This is a genomic window from Prochlorococcus sp. MIT 1314, assembly GCF_034093315.1.
Taxonomy (GTDB): Bacteria; Cyanobacteriota; Cyanobacteriia; order PCC-6307; family Cyanobiaceae; genus Prochlorococcus_A; species Prochlorococcus_A marinus_Y.
The window spans coordinates 135,693-159,713 of the sequence record NZ_CP139300.1 but is presented as its reverse complement, the minus strand read 5'-3'; the positions used below and the strand labels follow the sequence as shown (position 1 = coordinate 159,713).

At 29.4% G+C, this 24,021-nt stretch carries 39 protein-coding genes and 2 pseudogenes; 22 read left to right on the top strand and 19 right to left on the bottom strand.

Annotated features, from left to right (window positions below; all coding sequences use genetic code 11):
* The first annotated feature begins 17 nt into the window (after positions 1 to 17).
* Together SOI86_RS00965 and SOI86_RS00960 are read left to right on the top strand one after the other, a co-directional pair.
* Positions 18 to 1,286, top strand: a complete 1,269-nt coding sequence (locus tag SOI86_RS00965) for a pitrilysin family protein (RefSeq protein ID WP_320681760.1) — start codon at positions 18 to 20, stop codon at positions 1,284 to 1,286.
* Positions 1,280 to 2,497, top strand: a complete 1,218-nt coding sequence (locus SOI86_RS00960; RefSeq protein WP_320681759.1) for a pitrilysin family protein — start codon at positions 1,280 to 1,282, stop codon at positions 2,495 to 2,497. The genes SOI86_RS00965 and SOI86_RS00960 overlap by 7 nt, the downstream gene beginning before the upstream one ends.
* Here SOI86_RS00960 and SOI86_RS00955 read toward each other — a convergent pair.
* Positions 2,494 to 2,709 carry an NAD(P)H dehydrogenase assembly family protein gene (locus SOI86_RS00955; RefSeq protein WP_320681758.1) on the bottom strand — a complete coding sequence of 72 codons (216 nt, stop codon included), beginning with the start codon at positions 2,707 to 2,709 and terminating at the stop codon, positions 2,494 to 2,496. The two genes, SOI86_RS00960 and SOI86_RS00955, sit on opposite strands and share 4 nt — an antisense overlap.
* Positions 2,710 to 2,816: 107 nt before the next feature.
* On the opposite strand from SOI86_RS00955, the gene ftsH reads away from it, so the two are divergent.
* On the top strand, positions 2,817 to 4,730 hold the full coding sequence (gene ftsH, locus SOI86_RS00950) for an ATP-dependent zinc metalloprotease FtsH (protein WP_320681757.1): 1,914 nt from the start codon (positions 2,817 to 2,819) through the stop codon (positions 4,728 to 4,730).
* Here ftsH and clpP read toward each other — a convergent pair.
* Positions 4,727 to 5,329: an ATP-dependent Clp endopeptidase proteolytic subunit ClpP gene (gene clpP / locus SOI86_RS00945; protein WP_320682482.1), complete on the bottom strand. Its 603-nt coding sequence runs from the start codon at positions 5,327 to 5,329 to the stop codon at positions 4,727 to 4,729. The genes ftsH and clpP overlap by 4 nt on opposite strands.
* A gap of 23 nt (positions 5,330 to 5,352) precedes the next feature.
* Here clpP and psb29 point away from each other — a divergent pair, with 23 nt between their 5' ends.
* The gene (gene psb29 / locus SOI86_RS00940; protein ID WP_320681756.1) at positions 5,353 to 6,009 is read left to right on the top strand and encodes a photosystem II biogenesis protein Psp29; all 657 of its coding nucleotides are present in this window, start codon (positions 5,353 to 5,355) and stop codon (positions 6,007 to 6,009) included.
* Positions 6,010 to 6,149: 140 nt separating this feature from the next.
* On the opposite strand, the gene petN is transcribed toward psb29, so the two are convergent.
* A complete protein-coding gene (gene petN / locus SOI86_RS00935) occupies positions 6,150 to 6,251 on the bottom strand; it encodes a cytochrome b6-f complex subunit PetN (RefSeq protein WP_032513475.1) in 102 nt (33 codons plus the stop codon).
* A gap of 116 nt (positions 6,252 to 6,367) precedes the next feature.
* Between petN and SOI86_RS00930 the strand changes: the two genes are divergently transcribed.
* Together SOI86_RS00930 and SOI86_RS00925 are read left to right on the top strand one after the other, a co-directional pair.
* Positions 6,368 to 6,646 (top strand): DUF2103 domain-containing protein, encoded by a 279-nt coding sequence (locus SOI86_RS00930; protein ID WP_320681755.1) that lies wholly within the window; start codon positions 6,368 to 6,370, stop codon positions 6,644 to 6,646.
* 39 nt (positions 6,647 to 6,685) lie between these two features.
* Complete coding sequence (locus SOI86_RS00925; protein ID WP_320681754.1) at positions 6,686 to 6,886, top strand: hypothetical protein; 201 nt, start codon at positions 6,686 to 6,688, stop codon at positions 6,884 to 6,886.
* Between the two features lies 1 nt (position 6,887).
* On the opposite strand, the gene SOI86_RS00920 is transcribed toward SOI86_RS00925, so the two are convergent.
* Positions 6,888 to 7,157, bottom strand: coding sequence for a hypothetical protein (locus SOI86_RS00920; protein WP_320681753.1), 270 nt, complete (start codon positions 7,155 to 7,157; stop codon positions 6,888 to 6,890).
* 131 nt (positions 7,158 to 7,288) lie between these two features.
* Here SOI86_RS00920 and SOI86_RS00915 point away from each other — a divergent pair, with 131 nt between their 5' ends.
* The 3 genes from SOI86_RS00915 to SOI86_RS00905 all read left to right on the top strand — a co-directional run bounded on the left by SOI86_RS00915 (position 7,289) and on the right by SOI86_RS00905 (position 8,376).
* Complete coding sequence (locus SOI86_RS00915) at positions 7,289 to 7,726, top strand: hypothetical protein (RefSeq protein ID WP_320681752.1); 438 nt, start codon at positions 7,289 to 7,291, stop codon at positions 7,724 to 7,726.
* Between the two features lie 79 nt (positions 7,727 to 7,805).
* Positions 7,806 to 7,982 (top strand): hypothetical protein, encoded by a 177-nt coding sequence (locus tag SOI86_RS00910; RefSeq protein ID WP_320681751.1) that lies wholly within the window; start codon positions 7,806 to 7,808, stop codon positions 7,980 to 7,982.
* Between the two features lie 43 nt (positions 7,983 to 8,025).
* Positions 8,026 to 8,376 (top strand): alpha-2-macroglobulin, encoded by a 351-nt coding sequence (locus SOI86_RS00905; protein WP_320681750.1) that lies wholly within the window; start codon positions 8,026 to 8,028, stop codon positions 8,374 to 8,376.
* A gap of 299 nt (positions 8,377 to 8,675) precedes the next feature.
* Here SOI86_RS00905 and SOI86_RS00900 read toward each other — a convergent pair whose 3' ends face one another.
* Positions 8,676 to 8,858, bottom strand: a complete 183-nt coding sequence (locus tag SOI86_RS00900) for a hypothetical protein (protein WP_320681749.1) — start codon at positions 8,856 to 8,858, stop codon at positions 8,676 to 8,678.
* Between the two features lie 140 nt (positions 8,859 to 8,998).
* On the opposite strand from SOI86_RS00900, the gene SOI86_RS00895 reads away from it, so the two are divergent.
* Positions 8,999 to 9,193 (top strand): hypothetical protein, encoded by a 195-nt coding sequence (locus SOI86_RS00895; RefSeq protein WP_025926335.1) that lies wholly within the window; start codon positions 8,999 to 9,001, stop codon positions 9,191 to 9,193.
* A 15-nt stretch (positions 9,194 to 9,208) separates the two neighbouring features.
* Here SOI86_RS00895 and SOI86_RS00890 read toward each other — a convergent pair whose 3' ends face one another.
* Complete coding sequence (locus tag SOI86_RS00890; RefSeq protein WP_320681748.1) at positions 9,209 to 9,415, bottom strand: hypothetical protein; 207 nt, start codon at positions 9,413 to 9,415, stop codon at positions 9,209 to 9,211.
* A 135-nt stretch (positions 9,416 to 9,550) separates the two neighbouring features.
* Between SOI86_RS00890 and SOI86_RS00885 the strand changes: the two genes are divergently transcribed.
* Positions 9,551 to 9,724 (top strand): hypothetical protein, encoded by a 174-nt coding sequence (locus tag SOI86_RS00885; RefSeq protein WP_320681747.1) that lies wholly within the window; start codon positions 9,551 to 9,553, stop codon positions 9,722 to 9,724.
* A 56-nt stretch (positions 9,725 to 9,780) separates the two neighbouring features.
* Here SOI86_RS00885 and SOI86_RS00880 read toward each other — a convergent pair whose 3' ends face one another.
* Entirely contained in the window at positions 9,781 to 9,984 is a 204-nt protein-coding gene (locus tag SOI86_RS00880; protein ID WP_320681746.1) for a hypothetical protein, read from the bottom strand.
* Positions 9,985 to 10,207: 223 nt separating this feature from the next.
* On the opposite strand from SOI86_RS00880, the gene SOI86_RS00875 reads away from it, so the two are divergent.
* From SOI86_RS00875 to SOI86_RS00845, 7 genes and pseudogenes are all read left to right on the top strand, one after another.
* Positions 10,208 to 10,576, top strand: coding sequence for a CopG family transcriptional regulator (locus tag SOI86_RS00875; protein ID WP_320681745.1), 369 nt, complete (start codon positions 10,208 to 10,210; stop codon positions 10,574 to 10,576).
* Positions 10,577 to 10,707: 131 nt separating this feature from the next.
* Positions 10,708 to 12,027, top strand: a complete 1,320-nt coding sequence (locus SOI86_RS00870) for a DUF2130 domain-containing protein (protein WP_320681744.1) — start codon at positions 10,708 to 10,710, stop codon at positions 12,025 to 12,027.
* 99 nt (positions 12,028 to 12,126) lie between these two features.
* The gene (locus tag SOI86_RS00865) at positions 12,127 to 12,414 is read left to right on the top strand and encodes a translation initiation factor IF-2 N-terminal domain-containing protein (RefSeq protein WP_320681743.1); all 288 of its coding nucleotides are present in this window, start codon (positions 12,127 to 12,129) and stop codon (positions 12,412 to 12,414) included.
* Between the two features lie 84 nt (positions 12,415 to 12,498).
* Complete coding sequence (locus SOI86_RS00860; protein ID WP_320681742.1) at positions 12,499 to 12,912, top strand: competence protein ComC; 414 nt, start codon at positions 12,499 to 12,501, stop codon at positions 12,910 to 12,912.
* A 35-nt stretch (positions 12,913 to 12,947) separates the two neighbouring features.
* Positions 12,948 to 13,542, top strand: a pseudogene (locus SOI86_RS00855) (DNA ligase-associated DEXH box helicase); the annotation flags it as partial.
* Positions 13,528 to 13,731 (top strand): annotated as a pseudogene (locus SOI86_RS00850) (metallophosphatase); the annotation flags it as partial. The pseudogenes SOI86_RS00855 and SOI86_RS00850, both read left to right, overlap by 15 nt.
* Before the next feature lie 201 nt (positions 13,732 to 13,932).
* Positions 13,933 to 14,235 carry a hypothetical protein gene (locus tag SOI86_RS00845; protein ID WP_320681741.1) on the top strand — a complete coding sequence of 101 codons (303 nt, stop codon included), beginning with the start codon at positions 13,933 to 13,935 and terminating at the stop codon, positions 14,233 to 14,235.
* Between the two features lie 182 nt (positions 14,236 to 14,417).
* Here SOI86_RS00845 and SOI86_RS00840 read toward each other — a convergent pair whose 3' ends face one another.
* The 10 genes from SOI86_RS00840 to SOI86_RS00795 form a co-directional block, all read right to left on the bottom strand.
* Positions 14,418 to 14,564 carry a hypothetical protein gene (locus tag SOI86_RS00840; protein WP_002808068.1) on the bottom strand — a complete coding sequence of 49 codons (147 nt, stop codon included), beginning with the start codon at positions 14,562 to 14,564 and terminating at the stop codon, positions 14,418 to 14,420.
* Positions 14,565 to 14,956: 392 nt separating this feature from the next.
* Positions 14,957 to 15,766 carry a phosphate ABC transporter ATP-binding protein PstB gene (gene pstB / locus SOI86_RS00835; RefSeq protein WP_320681740.1) on the bottom strand — a complete coding sequence of 270 codons (810 nt, stop codon included), beginning with the start codon at positions 15,764 to 15,766 and terminating at the stop codon, positions 14,957 to 14,959.
* The gene (pstA, locus tag SOI86_RS00830; RefSeq protein WP_209089451.1) at positions 15,767 to 16,660 is read right to left on the bottom strand and encodes a phosphate ABC transporter permease PstA; all 894 of its coding nucleotides are present in this window, start codon (positions 16,658 to 16,660) and stop codon (positions 15,767 to 15,769) included.
* 6 nt (positions 16,661 to 16,666) lie between these two features.
* Complete coding sequence (gene pstC / locus SOI86_RS00825) at positions 16,667 to 17,614, bottom strand: phosphate ABC transporter permease subunit PstC (protein ID WP_011376282.1); 948 nt, start codon at positions 17,612 to 17,614, stop codon at positions 16,667 to 16,669.
* Between the two features lie 105 nt (positions 17,615 to 17,719).
* Positions 17,720 to 18,691: a phosphate ABC transporter substrate-binding protein PstS gene (gene pstS, locus SOI86_RS00820; RefSeq protein WP_320681739.1), complete on the bottom strand. Its 972-nt coding sequence runs from the start codon at positions 18,689 to 18,691 to the stop codon at positions 17,720 to 17,722.
* Positions 18,692 to 18,790: 99 nt separating this feature from the next.
* Entirely contained in the window at positions 18,791 to 19,846 is a 1,056-nt protein-coding gene (locus SOI86_RS00815) for a potassium channel family protein (protein WP_320681738.1), read from the bottom strand.
* Between the two features lie 183 nt (positions 19,847 to 20,029).
* Positions 20,030 to 20,161 carry a hypothetical protein gene (locus tag SOI86_RS00810; protein ID WP_011818220.1) on the bottom strand — a complete coding sequence of 44 codons (132 nt, stop codon included), beginning with the start codon at positions 20,159 to 20,161 and terminating at the stop codon, positions 20,030 to 20,032.
* A 77-nt stretch (positions 20,162 to 20,238) separates the two neighbouring features.
* Positions 20,239 to 20,592: a DUF1499 domain-containing protein gene (locus tag SOI86_RS00805; protein ID WP_025922294.1), complete on the bottom strand. Its 354-nt coding sequence runs from the start codon at positions 20,590 to 20,592 to the stop codon at positions 20,239 to 20,241.
* Positions 20,593 to 20,713: 121 nt separating this feature from the next.
* Positions 20,714 to 20,851, bottom strand: coding sequence for a hypothetical protein (locus SOI86_RS00800; RefSeq protein WP_187151204.1), 138 nt, complete (start codon positions 20,849 to 20,851; stop codon positions 20,714 to 20,716).
* Between the two features lie 96 nt (positions 20,852 to 20,947).
* Complete coding sequence (locus SOI86_RS00795) at positions 20,948 to 21,331, bottom strand: DUP family protein (RefSeq protein ID WP_320681737.1); 384 nt, start codon at positions 21,329 to 21,331, stop codon at positions 20,948 to 20,950.
* Positions 21,332 to 21,614: 283 nt separating this feature from the next.
* Here SOI86_RS00795 and SOI86_RS00790 point away from each other — a divergent pair, with 283 nt between their 5' ends.
* Positions 21,615 to 21,926 (top strand): DUF3303 domain-containing protein, encoded by a 312-nt coding sequence (locus SOI86_RS00790; RefSeq protein WP_011818215.1) that lies wholly within the window; start codon positions 21,615 to 21,617, stop codon positions 21,924 to 21,926.
* Between the two features lie 98 nt (positions 21,927 to 22,024).
* Positions 22,025 to 22,216: a hypothetical protein gene (locus tag SOI86_RS00785; protein ID WP_025893100.1), complete on the top strand. Its 192-nt coding sequence runs from the start codon at positions 22,025 to 22,027 to the stop codon at positions 22,214 to 22,216.
* Between the two features lie 18 nt (positions 22,217 to 22,234).
* Here the strand turns inward: SOI86_RS00785 and SOI86_RS00780 are convergent, their stop codons facing one another.
* Both SOI86_RS00780 and SOI86_RS00775 read right to left on the bottom strand, forming a co-directional pair.
* Positions 22,235 to 22,477, bottom strand: coding sequence for a hypothetical protein (locus SOI86_RS00780; protein ID WP_320681736.1), 243 nt, complete (start codon positions 22,475 to 22,477; stop codon positions 22,235 to 22,237).
* Between the two features lie 22 nt (positions 22,478 to 22,499).
* Positions 22,500 to 22,736 carry a hypothetical protein gene (locus SOI86_RS00775; protein ID WP_320681735.1) on the bottom strand — a complete coding sequence of 79 codons (237 nt, stop codon included), beginning with the start codon at positions 22,734 to 22,736 and terminating at the stop codon, positions 22,500 to 22,502.
* Between the two features lie 535 nt (positions 22,737 to 23,271).
* On the opposite strand from SOI86_RS00775, the gene SOI86_RS00770 reads away from it, so the two are divergent.
* Both SOI86_RS00770 and SOI86_RS00765 read left to right on the top strand, forming a co-directional pair.
* Complete coding sequence (locus SOI86_RS00770) at positions 23,272 to 23,397, top strand: hypothetical protein (RefSeq protein WP_320681734.1); 126 nt, start codon at positions 23,272 to 23,274, stop codon at positions 23,395 to 23,397.
* A 247-nt stretch (positions 23,398 to 23,644) separates the two neighbouring features.
* A complete protein-coding gene (locus tag SOI86_RS00765; RefSeq protein WP_320681733.1) occupies positions 23,645 to 23,896 on the top strand; it encodes a molecular chaperone DnaJ in 252 nt (83 codons plus the stop codon).
* Positions 23,897 to 24,021 lie beyond the last annotated feature (125 nt).

The window sequence follows — 24,021 nt, the reverse complement described above, 5'->3', positions numbered from 1 at the left end:
TTAAAGAGAGGCTTTAAATGAATGTAGGAGACGTTAACTACTATACCCATTCAAGCAAAACTAAATGTGTTTTTGTGGATAATAAAGAATTACCGCTTATAAGCATTGATATTTGGTGCAAAGCAGGTTCTTCATTTGAGGAGGTTGATAAAAACGGCACTGCTCATTTTCTAGAGCATATGATTTTTAAAGGATCTAACAAAATAATGCCAGGTGAATTTGACTATAAAATTGAATCACTTGGCGGATTAAGCAACGCTTCAACAGGTTACGATGATGTACATTTCCACGTTCTTGTTCCACCAACTAACTTTAGAGAATCACTTGCTCTTTTGACAAATATTGTCTTTTCTCCCAATTTTAATCCTGATGAATTCATAAAAGAAAAAGGAGTTGTTATTGATGAAATAAAGCAACAAAATGATCAGCCTGAAGAGAGATTATTTAATTATTTTTTGAAAAGGGTTTGGCTAAGTCCTAATTATGCCAATTCGATTCTAGGAACTGAACATAGTATTAAAAACTTAGAGATAAATGACCTTAAGAAATTTCATAGCAAACATTACAATACCGAAAAAATTTGTATTGCAATTGCTGGGAATCTCTCTGAAGAAATTTATAAAATTCTTGAAAAAAGTGATTTATCTGAGATTAATAAAAATAGAATCGACAGAGATTCAAATCTAATAAATCTAAAACAAAATAAACCTTCATTAAAAATAAGGAATGGGAGAGAGCTAATTAAGTTTGATAATTTAGAGTTTTCAAGAATTTTTATGGCTTGGTTTATCCCAAACCTCAATGATCAAAAAAATATTATTGGACTAGAGATATTAGCATCAATACTCTCTGTAGGAAGAAATAGCAGGTTGGTAAAAATTTTAAAAGAAGATAGTAATCTTGTTGAATCAGTATATGTAGATGTAAACGCTGGTGAATTAGGTGGATTATTAATAGTGGAAGCAAGTTGTGAATCCAAAGATATTTTTTTAGTAGAAAAGGAAATTAATAAAACAATAGATGAAATTTCAAATTTTAAGTCTTTAACTATGGATGAAATAAATAAAGCTATAAATATTGTTAAAAGTAATTATATCTTTAATTTAGAGACATCCACACAACTTTCTTCATTCTTTGGTAATGAATTGCTTTGGGGTAGGAAATCTTCAATCAATAATCTAGAAAGTCATTTAAAATATTGGAATGACTTGGATAACTTCAAAGAGATCACGGAATATATAGATGGAGATAAATTTACTTTAGTTGCATCCCCTAATAAATGTTAAAAAGATATTTTTTAAATAACAAAAAAAGAAATTTTTCAATTGCTTCAATTTGGATTAAAGGGGGTAGTGATATGGATAGTGCCAGCAAAAAAGGGGTAAACAAGATCCTTTGTTCATTGCTTACCAGAGGATGTGAAGGATTTAATAATTTCACTCTCTCTGAATATATTGAGTCCTATGGAGCAGAATTAAATCAAGAAGTATTTGAAGATGGTATTTTAATAAGCATTAAATCCCTAAATGAACATTTCAGCAAATTATTCCCCTTATTAGATTTAATAATTAATAAGCCAATTCTCTCGGAAACTGAATTTAAAAAAGTAAAAAAATCTTCTATTGATTATCTTAAAAAAGATAAAGAGAATCCATTTAATATCTGTTTTGAAAAATGGAGAAAAATTGTTTACTCAAATCATCCTTATGCTTCAAACACAATTGGTAATGCAAATGATGTTTCAAAGATTACCTATAAAGATATTTTGCTTGAGTTTAAAAATTTCAAAAATAGAGAAAAGTATTTAATTTCAAATAATCCCGAAATAAATGGAGAAGATTTTGGAACATTAGAAAAAAAAATACTAAAAGAAAAATCAGGACGTTTAAATTATAATTTAGATCCTACGAATAGATTTGATTACATTAATAATGATTCAAATCAAACAATAATAATGATAGGCGACCAAACCTGCTCGCGAAGAAGTAGTGATTATTTGCCTCTTAAGGTTTTGGAGTCATATTTATCTTATGGCATGAGCGCTGCTTTATTTAAACTTTTTAGAGAGAAGCATGGTATCACTTACGATTTAGGTGTTTATTATCCTATCAGGAGTGGGAATTCCCCATTTTTAATTTATTTATCAGTATCCAATAAACAAGCACTTTTTGCTTTTGAACTTTTATCAACACTATGGGAAAATTTTCTTTTTCATCCATTGACTGATTCTGAAATATTTTTAGCAAAAGAAAAACTAAAAGGTTCTTTTCTATTAAGAAATCAATCCCTAGATGAAATTTTACAGAGAAAGATACAATTAATTAGTTATGGTATTCCACCAATTTCTGAGCTCGATTTAAATTCAAAAATAGAGGAAATATCTTCGTTAGATATTCTTAAATTAACTAATAAGTATTTTTCAAAACCTTTTCTGAGTATTGCTGGCAATAAAAAAATATGTTTAGAAATTTCTAATAGGTGGAAGAAAACCTTTTAAGTTATTTTTTTTTCAATCTTATCAATATCGATTAAAAAAGAACCTCTTCTAAATTTAACTTCAACAGTATCTGGGGACTTGATTGATAGGATTTCTCCAATTTCATCAATTGCCACCAGATCAGGCGGTCTTAACATCGGCATATTATCTGAAGTCTTCAAGTAAGAGACTGGCGCAATCAACTTAACCTTATCTTTGATATCAAATTTCATTTATAAATTGGATACACCTAAGATTAGTATAAGCATAAAGTTAGAGAAAATATCAACGAAATGCACTGATTCATTCTAGAATCGTAGAATTAACTTTATACAAATTAATGAATCAGAAATTTAAAACATTAATTTTATGGGCTTTACCTATACTTTTAGTAATAGCGCTTTCCTACCAATTTTTATCTTCAAGCAATGTAGATTCACTCAAATCTAATGGAACTACTATTGCACCAAGAAATTCTGCGGTAGCAAGAGTTAGTTATGGAAGATTCTTAGACTACATTAATTCAGGAAGGGTTACATCTGTTGATATTTTTGAGGGAGGCAGAAATGCGGTTATAGAGACAATAGATTCGGATTTAGATAATAAAGTTCAAAGATTGCGTGTAGATCTTCCAGGCTTAACCCCAGAACTTATAAACATTTTAAAAAATGAGGGAATAAGTTTTGATGTGCATCCAATTAAAACAGCTCCACCAGCACTAGGGATTTTAGGTAATTTACTATTCCCAGCAATTTTAATTGGAGGTTTAATCCTTTTAGCCAGAAGATCTAATGGAATGCCTGGGGGGCCAGGTCAGGCGATGCAATTTGGTAAGACAAAGGCAAGATTCGCGATGGAAGCTGAAACAGGGGTTGTTTTCGATGATGTGGCAGGTGTCAATGAAGCTAAACAAGATTTAGAAGAAGTTGTTACGTTTCTAAAAACACCAGAAAAATTTACTTCTGTTGGAGCAAGGATTCCTAAAGGTGTTTTATTGGTTGGACCTCCTGGTACTGGTAAAACCCTTTTAGCGAAAGCCATTGCAGGAGAAGCTGGTGTGCCATTTTTTTCATTATCAGGTTCTGAATTTGTTGAAATGTTTGTCGGTGTAGGTGCGAGTAGAGTAAGAGATCTTTTTAAAAGAGCCAAAGAAAATAGTCCTTGTTTAATTTTTATCGATGAAATTGATGCCGTTGGCAGACAAAGAGGTGCCGGTATTGGAGGTGGTAATGATGAGAGAGAACAAACTCTTAACCAATTGCTTACTGAAATGGATGGTTTCGAAGGTAATAGTGGCATAATTATCATTGCAGCCACAAACAGACCCGACGTCTTAGACTCAGCTCTTATGAGACCTGGTAGATTTGACAGGCAAGTAACTGTTGACGCTCCGGACATTAAGGGTAGATTATCAATACTAGAAGTTCATGCGAGGAATAAAAAGCTACAAAAAGATTTAACACTAGAAAGCATCGCAAGAAGAACTCCAGGTTTTACTGGTGCAGACTTAGCAAATTTACTAAATGAAGCAGCTATCTTAACTGCCAGAAGAAGAAAAGATTCTATTAGTATTTCAGAGATTGATGACTCTGTGGATAGGATTATTGCTGGGATGGAAGGCTCTCCTCTAACAGATGGGAGAAGTAAAAGACTAATTGCCTACCATGAAGTTGGTCATGCTCTTATCGGTTCACTAGTAAAAGCTCATGATCCAGTTCAAAAAGTAACTGTCATTCCCAGAGGGCAAGCTAAAGGATTAACTTGGTTTACTCCAGATGATGAACAAACCCTTGTTAGCAGAGCTCAACTAAAGGCTAGAATAATGGGGGCATTAGGAGGAAGAGCGGCTGAGGATGTTGTTTTTGGGAAAGGTGAAATCACAACAGGAGCAGGTGGTGATTTCCAACAAGTAGCATCTATGGCTCGTCAAATGGTAACAAGATTTGGCATGAGTAATTTAGGTCCAATAGCTCTAGAAAGCGGAAATCAAGAAGTTTTTGTAGGTAGAGATTTGATGACTAGAAGTGAAGTTTCTGATTCTATATCAAAACAAATTGATGAAAGTGTAAGAGTAATGGTTAAAGAATGTTATAAAGAAACTCTCTCTATAGTCAGCAAAAACAGAGAAGCAATGGATAAAATAGTGGATTTATTAATAGAAAAAGAGACATTAGATGGTGAAGAGTTTGTTAGTATTTTATCCAAATACACTTCTATTCCTGAAAAAGAAAGAACTCCTCAGTTATTAAATTAACTTCCTCTAACAGGCTTCTTATCTAGGACTAAATCTATTAATCCATATTCTACTGCTTCTTTTGGAGACATATAAAAATCTCTATCAGTATCTTCTTTAATAGTTTCATAATCCTTACCAGTTCTCTCTGATAATTCTGTATTAAGTCTTTCTTTTAAAAACAAAATTTCATCTGCTTGGATTCTTATATCACTGGCTTGTCCCCGAGCGCCGCCGAGTGGTTGATGTATCATTATTCTGGAATGTCTAAGACTACTTCTTTTCCCTTTAGTACCTGCCGCCAACAAAAAAGCACCCATACTAGCTGCTAAACCTACACAAACCGTATGAATATCGGGCTTAACATGTTGCATGGTATCAAAGATACCTAAACCATCATATACAGATCCGCCAGGTGAATTTATGTACATGTAGATATCTTTCTCAGGGTCTTCTGCTTCAAGGAACAATAATTGAGCAACAATTCTATTAGCAGTTTCACTAGTAACTTGTTCTCCCAAAAAGATTATTCTCTCTCTTAACAATCTCGAATAAATATCAAAGACTCTTTCACTTCCACCGGATTCTTCTAAAACTAAAGGGATCATAAGAATATTTATTTGTTTATTAGATACTAACGATATTGAGACTATATACGCTAACCTTATTAAGGTTTACATATAAAAAATTGAGAGAAAAATTAACTGTTTCAGATAGCAAAAAGTTATTTCATGAACAATTTCCTTACGTTATTCCAGGTTTATATAAAAGAATAGTTGATGAAATGCTTGTAGAACTGAATCTTCTAAATCATCAAAATGAATTTACACAGGATTATCTCTTTTGTATTGGCCTCACTGAAACATTCAAAGAATTAATGAAGGGATACAAACCTGAGAACCATTTAGATCTTCTTTTTGAATCTTTATGCAGTTCTAGCAATTTTGAAGCGAAAGAAATTAAAGAAATTTCTCTAAAGTCTCAAAAAGAATTTAAGGATAAATCATCAAAAGATTTATTGAAGTTATTTAAAGAAAAAAGCAATTCAAAACTTTATCCATCAAGGATATTGAACTTAGGAATTTATATTTTACTTTCAAAATCCCAAGAATATAAAGGAGAAAATGAATCTGAGAGGAATAAGATTATTTCTGATGTTTTTGAGAAGTTAAACTTACCTATTAATAAGGCAGATAAAGATATTGGTATTTACAAAAGCACTATTTCAAGAATGGAACAAGCAAAAGAATTAATTGAAGAACTAAGAATAAAGGATAAGAAAAAAGAACAAAAAAAATAGTATCTATTTTTTTAACCTTTTTTTATCTTTCCAAGAGACATAAGATATGTAAATTACAGCGAATGTTATAAAAATGAGTAAAACGAATGAAGTAAAGATAAGAAATTTACTTAGATATACATCATAAGTTAAAAATAAAATCATATGTCAATTGAGCCATCCCCATTTCTACCCCAAACAACCATGGCAATTGAAAAAGTAAAAATTGCGGCTAATGAAGCCCAACCAATCTGAAAAATCATTAGATTTATATCACTTACATAAATATAACAGAACTTCAAGATATTTAATTATTTCTAAGCTAAATTTAATTTCTCAGAAATACAATTTTCTAAATAGAATACTACAAAAATCAAAATTGGGAAGGTTAGTATTAAACCATAGTTCAAATATCGAGGGTCTAATTCCAGTACTAAGAAAGTTAGCCCTTAACATTAATATCAAGACAATAACTCCCGCTGCGATATCAAGAGTAAGAGGAAGATCTTCTAAATTGATAATAAGACTATCAGTTAAAACCATAAACGGATATAAAGCTATTGCAAGAAAGGGTAAAACAGCCCAGGAAGTTTTTATTTCAACTGACTTAAGTAAAGATGAATTAAAACAAATGATAAATATTTATAATGACAAGTAATTTAATAAATGATAAGTAAAATTTATTTAGAAAAAATCAATGAAATTAGCATTAAGTTTATTTTTATTAGCTTCGGTAGTACTAGGGGAAAAGTCATTAGCACTTACTGATTACAAAATAAAAAAAATTTGTAAAAAGGAGAAAAGGGAATTAACTTGTATAAAAAATTTAGAAGAGAAAAGATCTAATCTGCAAAAAGGTAATTTTATTGAAATACCAGTAATACCTTATAAAAGGTAATTTAAATTTCGAATTCTGATTCGAAAAGATTAAAAGCAATATTATATTTTGACAGAAGTTCTTCGGAATTATCATTAAATCCTTGTTGTTCATAATCTTTTTTTAATTCATCAAATAAGTAGACAACTCTATTAAATGCACTGATATATTCTTTTTGTATATCCTCATCATCAATATCATAGATTTTGGCCAAAACTAATTCGACATTTTTTTTTGATGAATATATTTTCTTCTCGAAATCTTTATTTAATTTCCTTCTTTTTTTTGGCATCTATAAATTTTATTTGAATACAAATTTACAATACCCAAATTCATAGATAAATTAAATTAAAACTTATAAAATAAAAATATAATCACCAAATGAAAATAAACCACTAAATTCCAAGTAAATTATTCGATGATATGAATAAAAAAGAAACAATTAAATCTAAAGTGTTTAAAAACCAAAATTATGAAGCTAAAAAAATGAATCCTTCTGAAAACTCAAGAAAAAAGAAAAAGAAAGATCTACCATGGTGGGTAGAGTTATTATTTGTTCAAATAGGTTTGCCAGATAGTTTACTGATAAAACTATTAAGAGCAAAAAAGAAATCTAAAGAAATCTTAAAAAAAGATAAGAAGCCATTTATAACATTTTTTTTTGTGATAGCTATATTGACTTATTTTTATCCAGTTATTAAACATGCAAAAAACAAATTAGATTGTGAAGCTATTGCCAAAAGTTATATTATTAAAAATAAAAATACAACCCTAATTAATAAGAGGGAGTTAAAAATGTTGTCAACTAATTTTTGTTATGGTGGTGAAGAAATATATGAAATTGAAAATTCAAAAAATTAAAACTTTAATTATTACCAATGAATTTCCTCCCTTTATTATAATTATTTTTTAACTTTTATTAAATTTAAATTTTAATCCTATGACAGATATAAGACAAAAAAAGGAAAATGTGAAAAATCATTTAAAAGATTTAAGGCATGACTTAAAAAAAATGCATTTATCAGTTAATGAAGAATTAATTTTGCCTCATCCAGATGAATTAAAAACATTGATGAATAAAATGGATCAACTATTAAAATTAATAGAATCAAAATAAACTATAATTTAAATAACTTTTGTTATAAAGAATCTGAAATAACATGAAAAGAATTAAACAATTTTCGCAAATATTTTTAGTTGTAATTTTCTTAACTTCCTGCAGATCATCAATCAATAAAAATTACCCAAGCATAAATTCTGAAGAAAATATTCATGAGAATACAAATTCAGAAACGAAAAGGATGGAAATAAAGTTTTCCTGCGGTGACGATGGGATTTCAGAATATTTAGATGATGGATGGATTATCTTAAAAGAAGATTCTAAGGAAAAAATTTGTACATGGAAGTCTGTTCCTGCAACAAAAGATTGCGACATGGAAAAAGATAAAGGATGTAAAATTACAAAACCAGATAAAATTGGAGAAGAGAAACTTTATTTGCTAGAAAAATAATTTTGCATTATGGATCCAAAATCAGAATATATAGTAGAAAAAATTTTTAATAAGCTGAAAAATTACAAGTCTAAAGAAATTTTTTTAGAAAAGAAAAATTTGAATAAATTTATTTTCTCACTTTTTAAAGAAAACTGAATTTAGAGAAAATCATAAGGAAATCTGTTAATATTATTTAGAATTTTATGTGAAATTATGTATAATTTATCTTCTTTAACACTAATTCTAATAATTACTTTTATTTTAAGCCTTTATTTTTTATATAAAATCACTTCTAATGCAAATAATTAAAAATATTTTTAGATAATTGGGTCTTCTCTAATTAGTAAAACTCCATGATTGATTAAACCTTCAGTTATCCATTCCTTATATTCTTCTAAAACACACTTTTTATCTGGTTCGTCTAATATAGAAATTCTTTTTTTTGCATTATCTAGGGCTACATTAATACAGATTTCATAATCTTTGAAATTTTTTTTCATTAGTTTTTTTTTAAATTTTAGTAAAATTAATTACCTCTAATGTATTAGAAATGACAATAATAAGGTTTCATTTAATAAGAGTATCAAACAATACTGAACAATTTTTTATATATTTGTGATAATAGAATTTTTATAGCATTATGTCATACGAAGCTGGTAGTAAAGAATGTAGACATTTGATTGAAGCGAAGGAAAGTCTTCTATCGGCAATGGAAGCTTTAAGCAATATTAATTCAACTGATCTATTACAAATCCAAATTAAAGAGATTTATAATAAACTTGAGCAGATGCATGACAATCGCAAAAAAATAGAATCAGCTACTAATTATTTATAACTTTATTCAAATGATTTAAAAATTACCAAATTGACTTTTAATATTTCTTACTCTTTTTTCTGAAACTAAATCCAGTAAAGCATCGAGTTGTGCATGTACTTGTTTTGCATCATTTAGATCTGGCAACAAATCTTCTTTGATAAGCATTTGATGCATTTCTCTAAGCTCTAACCTAATATATCTAAGGTGAGAACTTACTTCCTCTCTCTTAGCTGCACTCATATTTGCTTTTTATTAACTACATTATACATTATTGTGTTTTTGTGATTCCAATTAAATTAAGCTAAATCATAAAATCTTTGGATATTTAATGACTTCTCAAAATCTTAAAATTTGTAATGTAGTAATATATCTCTCATGAAAAACAAAAAAGCTAAGAAAATCCAATTTAAGTCAAATAAAAAAAGTCAAGAATTAGGTCAAACAAAAAATTCTGCAAAGTTAGTCCTTTTTATATTTGGAATAGGTCCAATTATTGGAATAGCAATATTTTTATATAGCAAGGGATTTTTTAATTCGCCCACTATGTAAATCTTAAGTATTGAACTTTTTACTTAAATAAATTACTCAAAAAAATTTAAAAATAATTATTGAAACTTCTTTAATGAAAATATCCTAAATTCAGCCAATTTTCTTGCATTCTCTGGATTAGAAACTAAAAAAGGATGTTCAGATAAAAGTTCAAATACTTTATCTATTTTTAATCGTGAATCATTACAATCAATATTTTCCCATTCTTCGTCAAATGACATCGCAAAGCTATCAGCATTATCAAATAGTTTATCTTTCATAATATTTGGAATTTGAATTAGAAGATTTTGAAATTTTGAACATACATGAAAAAGTAATTAGATGAAGCATATAAAAATTTCCTAATCAATAATTCAGAAATAACTTTCTAAAAAGCTCTTTCAATTATACTTTGTTTAATAACTTAAGTTTACAAATAGTACTATAAATTAAAATCCGATTCAATTTGACAGAAGTGTTACAATATCGACAAATGGTGTTTTTATGGAAAATAAAGTTAAAAGGATAGGTTATCTTCCTAGAAAAAGGGTACTTGAAATTATTGATGAAATATCAAAAAGCGAATCAATAAGTAGATCTAAAGTTGTAGGAATATTAGTGGAGGAAGCATTAGATGCCAGAGGAATTGCGAATTTTGGCTATAGCAATACTAATAAATCAAATTCATACAAGCCGGATATTTTTAAAGAAACACAAAATGAGAATATGCATTTAAAAGATGCAGAAGATGAATTTGTCGATGACAGTGGTTATACTGTTTCTTCCAACAAAAAATTAGATCGATCAATATCATCTGCAGATATTGAATTAGCAAATAAGATTAATATTCTTAAAGAATCTGGATTAATATAACCTCCATTAAGTATTTATTTTATTTTTTAATGCATAAAATTGAATCATTGTTTATTCTTAGTCAAGAATAATATTCTTTTTACATAATTCGAATATTAAAACCTTTCTAATATTAATTTTCTCAATTAAAAATGAAAGATATTAAATGTCCCTCATGCGGCAAAACATTCCGAATTGATCCCAGCGGCTTTGAAGAAATACTTCTTCAAATAAAGGACGAAGAATTTAATAAACAAATAAAAGAAAGGCTTCTATTAGCTGAAGAAGATAATAAAAAAGCTTTGGAAATTTTAAAGCGAGAATTGAAAATACAGTTAATAGAGCAAAACCGCATTAAAGAAAATGAAATACAAGCTCTTGAATCTAAATTAAATATCGCTGAAGAAAAGAAAATAAATGCTTTAAATGATTTAAGAAACCAAGCAACAAATAAAATTAATTTACTGAATAATGAACTAAACAAATTAAAGGATGAAATTAAAAACCAGTCTTTAATTTCAGAATTATCTTTAAAAAATAAAGTCAATGAAGCTGTTATTAATTTAGAGAAGGAAAACTCATCTTTAGCAAGTTCCATTGAAAAAATGAGGCTTGAACAATCAATAAATGAAAAATTAATTGAAGAAAAGTTCAAGCACAAAATTAGTGAAAGAGATCTTACTATTAAGGAGCTAAGAGAAATGAAATCTAGATTATCTACAAAGATGGTAGGCGAAACATTAGAAATTCATTGCGAGACCCAATTCAATCTTAATCGCGCTACAGCATTTAAAAACTCATATTTCGAAAAAGATAATGATGTCACTTTAGGAAGTAAAGGTGACTATATTTTTAGAGAATTTGATAATAATAAAATTGAAATAGTATCCATAATGTTTGAAATGAAGAACGAAAGTGAAAATGGATCATATAAGAAAAAAAATGAAGATTTTCTAAGAGAATTAGATAAAGATAGAAGACAAAAATCATGTGAGTATGCTGTACTCGTTTCGCTTCTAGAACCAGATAGTGAATTATATAATGCAGGAATAGTAGATGTTTCTCATAGATTTCCAAAGATGTATGTTATTAGACCACAATTCTTTTTGCCAATTATTTCTCTACTAAGAAATGCATCAATGGAAACTTTAAAATACAAATCACAAATAGACTTAATGAAACGCGAGAATTTCGATGTAACTAATTTTGAAGCTACTCTTGAGCAATTTAAGAATGCATTTGGTAAAAATGTAACACTAGCCCAAGATAGATTTAATGATGCAATTTCAGAAATTGACAAATCAATAACCCATTTAAAAAAAACCAAGGAAGCTTTGATTCTATCAAAAAAGCATCTTTTATCAGCTGACAGTAAATCTCAAGATTTAACAGTAAAGAAATTAACTAGAAATAACCCAACCATGAAAAAAAAGTTTGATGATTTAAATAATTTTGAAGAGGAAGTAGCTTAATACAGAAAAAAATATATGAAATTAATAATAGTTAAAAATGCCTTTAAATAATAATTTATAAATATATTATTAATAATAAATTCTATAGAAAAGAAAATAATGTCTATCAACACTCCAATTTTCACTATTGCTAAAGATCTTAATGTAGAGAGTAATAGAATATTATTAGCTTGCAACAAACTTGGAATCAATGCCAAAGGAGCTACAAAAAGATTAAATAAAGAAGAATTAGAAAAAATTAAAAGTTATTTTGATACGGGGAAAAACGTTTCAGATGAAATAGTTAATTTAAATAATAATAAATTGAAAGAAAAAAGTATTTCAAGAAAAGCTGAAAAAAAAGTTAAGATAAATTATTTTACAAACAGGCTAATTCGCAAATCTTAAATAAAACTTATTTTTTAACCTGACTAGGAAATTAAACCACAGAAGAAAAATCAAATAATTTATCATAAGTAAAAATACTTACAAATGAGCATAAGCAAAGTTTTAAATTCCCTAGATAATTCTTGGGATAGAGATCAAATTCTCTTAAAATTAAAGAATGGGTTAGGCACAGATGAGATAGTTAATGAATTTCTTAAAGATAACCAAGTTCAAGTTAAAGAATTAAATACTTTATTAAGACCAGAAGATATTGATTTATTAAATCAAGTAGAACAACTCTCAACTTGCGAATCTAAATTAATCAATGAGATTAAAAATTTAAATTACTTAAAAAATAATGAAAATCGTCACATTCTGAATCAGAAAAATATTGTGTCATCTAATAGAGTTTCTTATAAGAAAATTAGTTCATTCATGATTAATTGGAGTAACAAATTTGTAGTTATTGCTTTACTAACAATTTCAGCCATAGCTTTATCAAAACAAGCGTGGGCATAATTAGCTAAATTAACTTCATTCTAAGAGATGTAGTTTTGAGAACTCAACAAGAATATTTAATTAGATATAAAGATGGAAATCTTTATTGTGAACTTGCTGATATTTGGATTGATCCAAGCAAGCCAGTAAAAAAGGCATTAATAACTCATGCTCATTTTGATCACTTTACATTTGGCTGTGAAGAATACATTTCTACTAAGGAAACTGCGATACTTCTTAAAGAAAGAGTTAAAGATAATATCAAAATTAAGACTTTTGAATATGGAGAAGAATTTAAGATAAATGGCATTAATATTTCTTTTCATCCATCCGGTCACATCCTTGGATCTAGTCAAATAAGATTTATTTTTGCTGAAAAAATGGCTAATTTCAGGTGACTTTAAGCTTCAAAAAGATGAGACTTGCAAAGAATATGAAATAGTAAAAACTGATTATTTAATAAGCGAATGTACTTTTGGTTTGCCAATATTTAAGTGGGATGAGTCAAATAAAATAGCAAATGATATCTCAAAATGGATAACTAATTCACCAGAAAAAACTTCTTTACTTTTCTGCTATTCACTTGGAAAAGCTCAGAGATTGTTAAACGAAATTAGTCAAACAAATTTCAAAGGCAATATTTGTGGACATTATCATCCAAAAATCTATTTAAAAAGCAATGGAGATAAATTATCCTTTAGGTGTTTTGCAATGGATATGAATAAAAATGTTCTATATCTTCCTGCATTTGGAGACTTAACAGGAGGATATCCCTGCAAAAAATCATTCAAAAAATGGGCAATTGTTTCTGAAGAAGAAATTATCGAAATAAAATCCTAAGAAAAACCTATAGAAGTGAATTAATTTTTCATTTAAATATACAAATTTATACTTTAAAGTCTCGTTTAGTTTTTTTATCAATTAGTATCACAAGTAATTTATTTTACAGATAAAAATAGATAACCAAACATTTATACAGCTAATGACCCTTCCTTTAGCAGAAAATCCACGTTATAAAAAAAATAAACACAATTTATAGAAATGAAAAAATTAATATCCTTGATGTTATTTCCATTTCTTATCATTCCATTTGGGACAAGAGCAAATGAGAACTTTTCCGTCGAGATAGAGGCCCTTACACTTGTAATGGAGAAATATAAGGAAGATTCCGAATCTCGTGTTGAATTAGATATGGAAGAAAAAAAGTCAAGTTATATGGCTCTTAAACAAGACGAATGCAATGCCACTGTTGAAGTTACAGAAAAAACAGGATTAGAGGTTGTAAATACTGAATCTTTCGATGTGAATGTCTGTTTGAAAGAAATCTATAAAGTAATCAACTAAAAAAACAGGCTAAAAAATGTAATAAAGACAAATAAATCAAAGAGGTCTTTTACTTAAAGAAGGTAAGACCTCGAGACCTAACAGAAAACTTTGGAACGGGTTCTGCATATACAATTGATAACTACAATAGAATTGTAGAGGTGTAATTAAAAGTACAAAAACTAAAATTATTTTTTAAATGACTATTTTTTCTTTGATAATGTTTGTGATTCTTCTCTAGACATTAATGCTTCGATTTGAGCAAGAACTTTTTGAAGTTCATCCGTTTTTGTAAGAGATGCTTCTGCTACTTCTCTTAATTTTTCTAACTGTTCTTTAGTTTTATCCATGATAAATAAATTAGAAATTAACCAATTTTAAAAATGGTTTTAATACAGATTTTTCACTCCCACACAAATTCATATTCTCTCTTTTTTTTATAAAGTCAAATAAATTTCCCTTTATTAGGGTTTTATGAGGACTTCCAATTAATTCTTTATTTATTATTGAAACCATAAAATTACCTGTAATTGAAATACTCTTTAACTATGAAGTAAATACAGGCAATCCTATTGTTGCAGTTGTTATGAGAGCCCCTGCAAAAAACAAGAAAGGTAGAAAAGGGTAGTTTTTCAAGGATAAACTTACTAATTCGAAATTACTATATAGGTATTTATACTGTTTGTCTACCCCTTTGAGGTATTAAAGGTAAAAATTTTCTTTCAAAAGTAAAACTTAAACATCAACCAAATTTACCTGATATGTATTCCTGAGTAGTTTTTTCTTTGGGAGAATTAAAAATTTTCTTAGTGGAATTAAATTCTGCAAGATAACCAACTTTTCCTCCGTCTCCATCTTCATATTCGATAGCATTAAAAAATGCAGTCATATCACTTACTCTTAAAGCCTGCTGCATATTATGAGTAACGATTATTATTGTGTAATTCTTCTTAAGTTCATGCATCGTTTCTTCTATTTTTAAAGTAGAAATTGGATCTAAAGCTGAGCATGGTTCATCCATAAGTATTATTTCAGGCTCAATAGCAATGGTTCTAGCGATACATAATCTTTGTTGTTGTCCACCAGATAAAGAATAACCACTATCATTCAATTTATCCTTACATTCGTCCCATAATGCAGCCTTTCTTAGTGAACTTTCGACTAATTCATCCATATCTCCCGTAAAGCCATTAATTCTTGCCCCAAATGCAATATTTTCATAGATAGATTTAGGAAAAGGATTAGGTTGTTGAAAAACCATCCCAATTCTTCTTCTCACTTCAACTGGATCTACTCTTTTATCGTAAATATTAGTTCCATGAAACAGGACAGTTCCTTTTAACGAACAATTAGGAATCAAATCGTTCATTCTATTTAATGATCTAAGAACAGTTGATTTACCACAACCTGAAGGGCCAATAAGGGAGGTTATATTTCCTTTTTTAAAGTTACAAAAAACATTTCTTACTGCTTCAAAAGTTCCATAGCTAATAGAGACATTCTCAAGAGATAAAATGATATTCTTTGGTATTTTTTTATTAGTTTTGATCATTTATGCTCTCTTAGTTTTCTCAGTAAAAGCGGCTAATATCCTTGAAAATATATTTACTGATAGTATCGATAAAACAAGAATAAAGGAAGCTGCCCAGGCTAGTTTATTCTGTGCATCATATGGTTCAAGGGCAAAGTTATATATTAAAACAGCCAAGGAACCCATCTCATAAAACAAATCTCCAAAACCAGTTATGTAGTAGTAAGAAAATAAAGCAGTAAATATCAAAGGTGCTGTTTCACCTGCAGCTCTTGCGATTCCAAGTACAACGCCAGTAGCAATAGACCTAAAGGCAGAGGGCAAAGTAACTTTCAATATGGTGGTATACATACTTGCGCCAACACCAAGAGAGGCATATCTCAATTCATTTGGCACTAACTTTAAACCTTCATCAGTCGTCTTTATCACAGTAGGTAACATCAATATTGAGAGCGCCATTCCTCCAGCCAAACCACTGTACATACTTCCAAATAAGATCTTTGTAGAAACTATTAAGGCATAAATAAATACACCTGCAATTATTGAAGGAACTCCAGCTAAAACATTTACCCCAAATCTTATAAACCTTGAAAAAGCACCACCTTTAGAATATTCAGCTAAATATATTCCACCGCCGACACCTACTGGTATGGCAATAATTGAAGCAATGGTAGTTATTATTAATGTACCGATCAATGCAGGGTTAATACCTCCTGCGTCTAAATCATCTCCAGGTGGATTTGGTTCTAAAGTAAATAGTTCTGGAGTGATTTGAGATCCACCTTTGATAAGAATATAAGTGACTAGAAAAATTAAAGGTAGTATTGCTATCAGTGCACAAATTACTGATAGAGAAGTAAAGAATTTATCTCCTATATTTCTTGATAATCTTTTCTGATAATAAAGTGAATTCATAATTATCTAATATTTGAGACTAAATTTCTTAACTAGCCACTGCGCAAAGATATTTACCACTAAAGATAGAATCATCAGTACAAAAGCCGCATAAAAGAGTGATGAAACTTGACTTCCATCAGCTTCACCGAACTGGTTTGCGAGCATGGAGGAAATGGTATATCCAGGAGATAATAGAGACCAACTAAATGCATTGGAATTACCAATAATCATTGTGACAGCCATGGTTTCACCCATTGCCCTACCTAAAGCCAATAGAACACCTGCCATAATTCCTGATAAAGCTGCCGGCAAAATCACTGAAAATATTGTTTTCCATCTACTTGCTCCAATTCCATATGCTGCATTTCTTAACTTTTTAGGAACTTGATTGAGAGAATCTCTAGCTATAGAAGTCACTATTGGCAAAAGCATTACTACTAAAATCAATATTGCTAACAAAGAATTCCTACCTGTAGGTTCTGTACTGAATAAAGGTATCCAACCAAAGAAATTATGTAAAAAGACAAAAAAGGCTCTAAAAAAAGGTTCCATAACAAATATTGCCCAAAGTCCCAATACAACTGATGGTATAGCTGCTAATAATTCAACAAAAGAACCTATTATTTCTCTAACAACTTTCGGCACAAAGTCTTCGGTAATAAATATTGCAGTTCCAACGCCCAGAGGAATAGTTATTAATAACGAAAGAAATGACGTTACTAATGTGCCATATATTGCAGTAAAAGCTCCGTATTCATCTTTAACTGGATTCCATTCAGAGGTTACAAGAAACTTCAAGCCATACCTTGAAAAGGATTCAAATGACTGAAAAAAGACTACTAAAATAATTCCTAAAAGTATTATTGCTACGAAACTAGACAAGACTAGGGCAGTATTCTTGAAGATAATATCTATATTTTTTTCGATACCGAATCTTTTACGATTCTTGAAAAGAGTTAATTTCTCTTCCATTAAAAAAAGAATATCTCTATAAATCTACTACTAAATGCTGTAAAAGACTTTAAGAGCCGTTAAAGGTATATGAAAGTCATGATAATTTGACATGGTTTGATAAATTTATCTACCTATTTTTTTAACGGAGGCTCTTGATTTATTTAAAATTTCTCCTTTCAAGGGAACAAAACCTAAGGCAGAAGCTTTATCTTGGTATTCATCACTGAGCAATTTATAGAATGTATCTTGAATTGCCTTAGTATTCCTACCATTACCTTTTTCATAAGCGAGTATCCAAGTTAAGGTTGCTATTGGATAAGCTCCTTTAGCAGTAGGGTTTGGATTTTTACCCGCCAAGTTCTTATCAAGATTTATTCCGTTTAAAGCTATTGCTCCTGCTTCAGTATTCGGAGTAACGAATTCGCCAGAAAGATTTTGTAAAGCTGCAGCTCTTACCTTCCCTTTTATATATGATTGATTGACATAACCAATTGCTCCGGGAGTATTTTGTATAACACCTGCAACACCAGAATTTCCTTTTGCTCCAACTCCCGAAGGCCATTTAACAGATTTACCAGTACCTAAATTCCAAGTTTTAGAGAAAGCCTCCATAGAATTTGTAAAAGCTTTAGTCGTGCCTGAACCGTCGGAACGATGCGCCCAGGTTAATTTACCTGACTTACATCCTAATTCCTTCCAGTTTTTTATCATTCCCATTGCTACTTGTACAGCTTGTTCTTGTGTTAGTTTCAGGTCGCAATCATAGTTATATCCAAACGCAATTGTTCCACCTACCATCGGTATTTGCACAAGTCCTCTAGTAACTTTTTTTATATCAGCTTCTTTCATAGGATCATCTGATGCACCAAAATTTACAGTTTCGTCTATGAAAGCTTTTCTTCCAGATCCAGAACCTACTGCTTGATAATTAACTCTAGGGCCTCCAGATTTAGCTAAGTCAAAAAACCACCTGGTATAAATTTTCGAAGGAAATGATGCACCAGCTCCACTCAATCTTTTTGAAGCCATTACAGATGGAGAAAGTATTAATGAAATTGCAGAAGATAAAATGAGAGTTTTTTTTAAAATGCCCACTATGTAATGAGAACTAAGTTTGTTGTATACAAAGATAATTTACAGCATTTAAGAAATTAAAAAATTGAAAGATTTATATATCAAATTATTTTGATATATCTATTTTAATAGCTCCACTGCTACAACAAGATTACCCAACAAACCATTCAAAATATTTAGTTGTTCTTTACTACCAAATGCTATTAATACCTGACCTGGTTGAAGTATGAAATTACCTCCAGGATTGGTCACCAACTTCTCGTTTTCCTTAATGGCTAATATTTTTGCTCCACTCTTTTTACCTATTCCAAGTTCAGAGAGTGATCTTTTCTCCGCTGTTTCAAAAAGACTAATATCATTACTTAATTCAAATTCTTCAATCTCACATTCACTTCCGGCGAGAAGATCTAGAAAGTCAATAGCTATTGGTCTTAATGCCATTGATGCCATTGCTCTTCCTGCCGCAATATAAGGGCTTACAACTATACTTGCACCAGCTAATCTCAACTTACTTGCAGCTTCTTCAGTTCCAGCTCTTGCAATTACTCTTATAGAACTTCTTATCCCTTTAGCACTTAAAACCACATATAAATTTGCAGCATCATTGGGCAAAGTAACAACCAAGCTTTTGCATTTTTCTAATCCTGCCAGTTTTAACGTCTCATCAAGAGTTGCATCAGCACAAAGCACTTCTAAACCATTTTCTTCCGCAATCTTTTTTCTATCTTCATCACTCTCAACAACAATAATTGGAATATTTTGCGTTTTTATTTGGTTTGATATTTCCTGACCTACCCTCCCATATCCGCACAAAATTACATGATTTTCCATTTTTCTAAGAAGTCTTTTAAAACGTAATTCGTTTACTCTTTGAAAATAGCCGGATTCGAATAATCTAACAGCTTTTTGAAAGGTAAATTGAATAAAGATTAATCCGCCAACGATTACTAAAACAGTTACTATCCTGCCTTCAGGACTTAAAGGTTGAACTTCTCCAAAACCAATAGTGGTTATTGTGATTAGAACCATCCATAAGCAATCACTCCATTCCCATCCCTCTGTTATTCGATAGCCAATTGCACCTAAAAAAAACAGAAAGAATAAAGAATAAATAAGACCAAACCAAGGCCTTAAATAGTCTTTTATAAAATAGAACTCAAATAATCTAAGCTTCATATCCCTTATTATCGTTAACTTTTCAAAAATTTCAAAAAAATTTTCTATTATGTTCCTAAAACTATTTATTTGTTTAAGTGAAATACATACTAAGCAGAATATTAATATTTATTTTCGTAGCTCTATGCATTAAACAAATGATTACTGTCTCAGGTCTTATTTGATGCTTCATTAAAAGTTAATTTAAGGTTTTACTTGTACTGATTCAATAAGAAAATCAGAAGCTGCTTTTAACCAATCCGCGACTGTAAGACGGAGATCAGGTTGAGAATATACAAGCGCGACAATGATTCCAACTAAGATTATCTTTACCATGGCAAATCAAATATTCTTATGAATTAAAGCACAACTATTTAGTAAAAAGAACCTTAAATCTATAAAAAACAGATTAATTAAAACTTCTCTAATTGATTAAACAGGTATTCAACTCTTCTAAGATTAACGCCCAAATCAGATTGCCCTAATCTTGCTGCAGATCTTATCTGAATAATTCCTTTTGATCTATCTACATAACTTCTTACATCAAGCTTTAAAATTTCAAGGTCATCAGGAAATCTAAAAATTAAGCTTCTACAAACGCCTCTCCAATAATTCCTTCCACTTTCGATGACTTCTGTACGAGGTAATCCTTCTGCTAGAGAGACAAGTTGAATGAACTTTTGATCAACATTTATTAGTTTCTTTTCTATTAAGACACTATTTAATGGATTAGTTATTGGAGCAAGACCTTGAATGGAGGAAACCATATTTTTAAAAACGATATAGATGTTCTAACTGATTTCATACACAAAGTGAGAGGAAAAAAGTAAAGAATTTTCCCATAAATTTGATCTCTTTATAAAGATTCCTTATTTTGTGATCAAAATTCTAAAATTTGAGATTTTTAATTGTTTTTTTTGATAGAGATGGTTGCCTACCTTCTTTACTAGTTAGTTTCCTAACCCATAAAAAAACCCCCACAAACAAAAATATTTCAACAATAATTCCAACCGATATTAGACTCATTTTTTATCCTCTTTTTTCTTGTTGGTGCCCTCAATGTATGGCACGAGAATATTTAATAACCACTTTTTAAATGAATTTAACGATTTCATAATCTATTTACTTGCCTTTTCTCCACAAACTCTTACCTTTAATGAGATCCTCTATATTTGGCCAAGCTGCTATTAATTCTTTAAGTGCCTTTCTATTAGGAGTATAGAAAACACATGACAATGCACTTATTACATAAAGTATGAACCATAACTTACTTTCTGAATAAGCTAAAAACAAAGAGAAAAGAAAACTTCCAATAAAGAAAAAGAAAAATGACCTATTTAATATTTCTAATGGAGTTCTTTTGAGTCTGTAGAATTTAATCTTTTTAATATCTTCTTCACTATCTTTCTGAAATTTACTTTCGCACGAATTAATTATTTCTTCTTCTAGAACTTTTTCATACTCTAAATTATCAATTGGATCGTTTTGATCCTTTTTATTTATCATTGGTATCTATACAGTACAAATATGGTAACTAATTTAAGGTATTTTAAAAAGTATCAAATTTTAAATTTTAACTGGAGCTATACGAACAGATCATGGTTTTGAAAATACTTCAAGATTGTCCTATTTATAAAAGATAAATTAGTCAAAATATTCTTTTTGATTTTCCCAAATCTTTCAGACATTTAAAACAATCACTTCTATAAACTTGATAGCATTAATTAAATTAGGAGGCAATATCTAAATCTAGAGTTAAAATAGTTTAAAGATTTTAATAATAATCTATATGCAAAGGTATTTGATTTCCTACGAATTTACAGATGGCGAGGATCAAGAAGAAGGAGCAGAAATGCTAATTAATTGGTACGAATCAGGTGGTCCCCAAAACAGACCTGAAAACTATGAGGTTCATTCTTGGATTTTTATGGTTCAAAATGGGATTGGACATTCTGTAGTGAGTGCAGATTCTCTTGAGACAATTTGGAAGCAATGGCATCCCTGGAGAAGGTTAATGGATATAAGTATTCAGCCTTGTATGGATCTTGATGAAACAGTCGGATTATTCAAAAAACAAAAAATGAATACACGGATAGTCTAAAAAAATTTCTAACTTCTAAATATAAATTTCTTTTTAGTAGCACCTAATACTACATACATATTTCACTGCGTTAGAAAGGATAAGATTAATTTTCCATGATGAATGATTCTTATCACATTTACTTCAAAGGAGAAATTCTTTTCAAGAATTTAAGTAAAGATGAATTTGAATTTGTTTGGGGAAAACTTTATACATCTTATATAAATGCCCTAAATAAAGAGCTAACCTACGAATTAATTAGCGAAAACAACATTATGGAGCCGGCCTTTAACCTTGAGCCCTCTTACTAAATCAAGAAAGATCTTAACTTACGAATAAAACAAGAAAAGCTGTCTCTCTTTTATTTTGAGGTACTCTTTCTCTTCTTTAGTTATATCCAAAGCAATTTTATTGGCCTCAATTTCGACATTCGAACTATAAGTTTCAAGATTCTCTTCTCTTTTAAACAAGGCAACAATGCCAATATCTGTTATGAACCAAATAAAATGATTAGTTTCTCCAATTGGCTCCTCTTTCAAAGAATCAATAATCAAGTCACAGGTTGAATTCATTTATTTATTCTGTGAGGAGATTTTAATTACCCCCATTGCAATACCTTACTGCCTCAGAACTGGTACCACCATCTTCAATAATTTCGGCAACACATTTATTGAAAAGTTTAGATTCTTTTTTTACTGAGCAGAATCCAAAAGCAATAGCTGCTAAGGCTATTGCAGATACAAAACTAGAACCAAGTTGTATAAAACCGTAGGCAAACATAACGTTTTTCTTTCCGGAACATTTTTTTGAGTCTTTTTTTTCTTCTGACATTTTGAGTAATTATTCACTTTAAAATTATCTTATTAATTTTAACTTTGAGAAATATTTCCATAGAGATAACCGAATTAAATATTTAAAGACCAACTAAGACAAAAACTAAAAAATTCAAGTTAAGGTTTATTTTTCTTTACTTTAATTGTTAAATTGATACATCATCAAGAAAAAACTTTTTAAATTTTTTTCAACATTAGCATCTAGAAAAGAATCTTTTTTAAATTTAAAAAGTAATGATCCCATAGTCATAACATATGATTATGGTACTTTTTAAACTTCATTTTAGTTTTTATTGATGAAGTATTAATACTCAAAAATTATTTGATAAAAGCTTGTTTTGATAATGATCCCCGAGAGTTATCCACTTTTTAAGTGTTTTTCAACAGGGTTTTCCACAATATGTTGATTAAATTCGTTTTCTATGAGCAAAATAAAATATTATTTTTTTTTTTTTTAACTATCCACAATTTTCTTTTGGGATCAGTAGGATTCGATTGTTTTTTTAATTTCATTTAGAATAATTTCAATTCCTATGAATCTGAACAAGACTAAAAAAGACTTAACTCCTGAATTAAAAAAAGAGTTAAAAAAATCAAAGTTTGATGATCTTACAAATGAAAATGATTTTCTAGTAAAAAATTTAAAAAAGGCTGGATAATAATCTAGAGCTTGAAGATGATATTTTTCCCATATAAAAATATATAAAATCAGTTTTAAGTTAACCAAACATTAATTTTATATTAAATATCCAATTTTCTACAATTACCATTAAAAATAAAAAATAGCTATATTTATTTAATCTCAAGAAGAGATCTGATTAGAAATATAAACGGAAAATTCATAGTTTTATTAAGTATTTAAACCTTGAATTTACCTAATATTTGTACACTAAGTCCCTATAAAAAATGAAAATTCAAGAACTTAAAATCAAATACAAAAAACTTTTAAACAAAGCTGCTAAAGCAAACGGTCGTAAAGAAACTGTTTCCTACTTAAACCGTGCTGCTAAAATCAAGTCAAAACTCTACTCAACTACTAAGGTGACTTGCCTCAGATGTAATGGAGCAGGTTTTCTAAGAATTTCATTAGATGAGACTAAAACGTGTCTATCTTGCTATGGAAAGGGTTTTTTAGTTCGAGAAATTCAGCAGTTTTAAAACATTTTTATTTATTAATGAAAGATCTCATTAAAGCTCATAAAAAATTACTCAAAACCGTCAAAGAACAAATGGGGTTTTCTGATTATGGTATGTACTGGCTAGCTTTCCTGGAAGGGGGGTTA